Source organism: Burkholderia sp. Se-20373 (genome assembly GCF_017104705.1).
GTDB lineage: Bacteria > Pseudomonadota > Gammaproteobacteria > Burkholderiales > Burkholderiaceae > Burkholderia.
Genome location: NZ_JAAGPH010000337.1, coordinates 1 through 1,088 on the forward strand (window position 1 = coordinate 1; position 1,088 = coordinate 1,088).

Below are 1,088 nucleotides of genomic sequence, written 5' to 3' on the forward strand. Positions count from 1 at the left end.
TTGGCCGGTTTCGCGCTCGGCGCGGGCGCCGGCGCGACGGCGTACCTGTATGCCGCGTTCTGGGCGCTCGCGCTGCCGCTCGCGGTGCTGGGCTTTCTCACGTATCGATCCGCACGCCTGGCCGAGCTGCCCGCCTCGCGCTGAACCCATTTTCGCGCGCGGCGTGCCGCTGCGCGCCACCTTCAAGGAGAACCCGATGATTTCACTGAACCTGCGCCATGTGCTGCGCATGACGACTGCGTCGACGGCGATGCTCGCCGCGTTGCTGGCGGCCGCCCCGTCGCATGCCGACGAAACGCATCTGGACGACACGGCGCGCCAGCCGGCCGCCGCGCGCTTCCCGGCGGTCGCGGTCGGCCCGCAGTACGACACGACGCACGTGTGCGTCGCGCCGGAAGACTTCGACCGCTTCACCGACAGCTTCGTCGCGACGTTCGGCGGCAAGAAGTCGAAGCAGGGCGTGTTCCAGGTCACGCCGACGCCGAGCCAGACGATGTCGCAACTGGTGCTCACGCCGGTCGGCACGATCTCGGTGTTCGGCTTCAAGACGCCGATCCCGTATCCGTTCTGCCAGGAGCGCACCGGCTATCTGGTGACCGACATGGACATGGCCGTGAAGTCGGCGCGCGCGCATGGCGCGGACGTGGTCGTCGCGACGTTCCCCGATCCGATCGGGCGCGACGCGATCATCCGCTGGCCGGGCGGCGTGAACATGCAGCTGTACTGGCACACGCAGGCGCCGAATTACGACCCGCTGCAGACGGTGCCGGAAAACCGCGTGTACGTGTCGCCGGAACGCGCGGGCAAGCTCGCGCACGACTTCGCCGCGTTCTCGCACGGCAAGATCGTGTCGGACGTGCGCAAGGCGCCGGGCATCGAGATCGGCCGGCCGAACGACACGTACCGCCGCATTCGTATCGAATCGGGCTTCGGCAAGATGACGGTGCTCGCGACGGACGGCCATCTGCCGTTCCCGTTCGGGCGCGAGATGACCGGCTATGAAGTCGCCGACCTGGCCACGACGCTGAAGCAGGCCGAAGCCGCGGGCGTGATGGTGCTCGTGCCGCCGTTCACGTCGGACGGCCGCG

The 1,088-nt window shown here is 69.0% G+C and carries 1 protein-coding gene; it reads left to right on the top strand.

Translation table 11 applies throughout. The features are described 5' to 3' along the window. Positions 1 to 196 precede the first annotated feature (196 nt). Positions 197 to 1,088: glyoxalase (locus G3N96_RS38620; RefSeq protein ID WP_206140484.1), on the top strand; the 892-nt coding region annotated here is incomplete at its 3' end.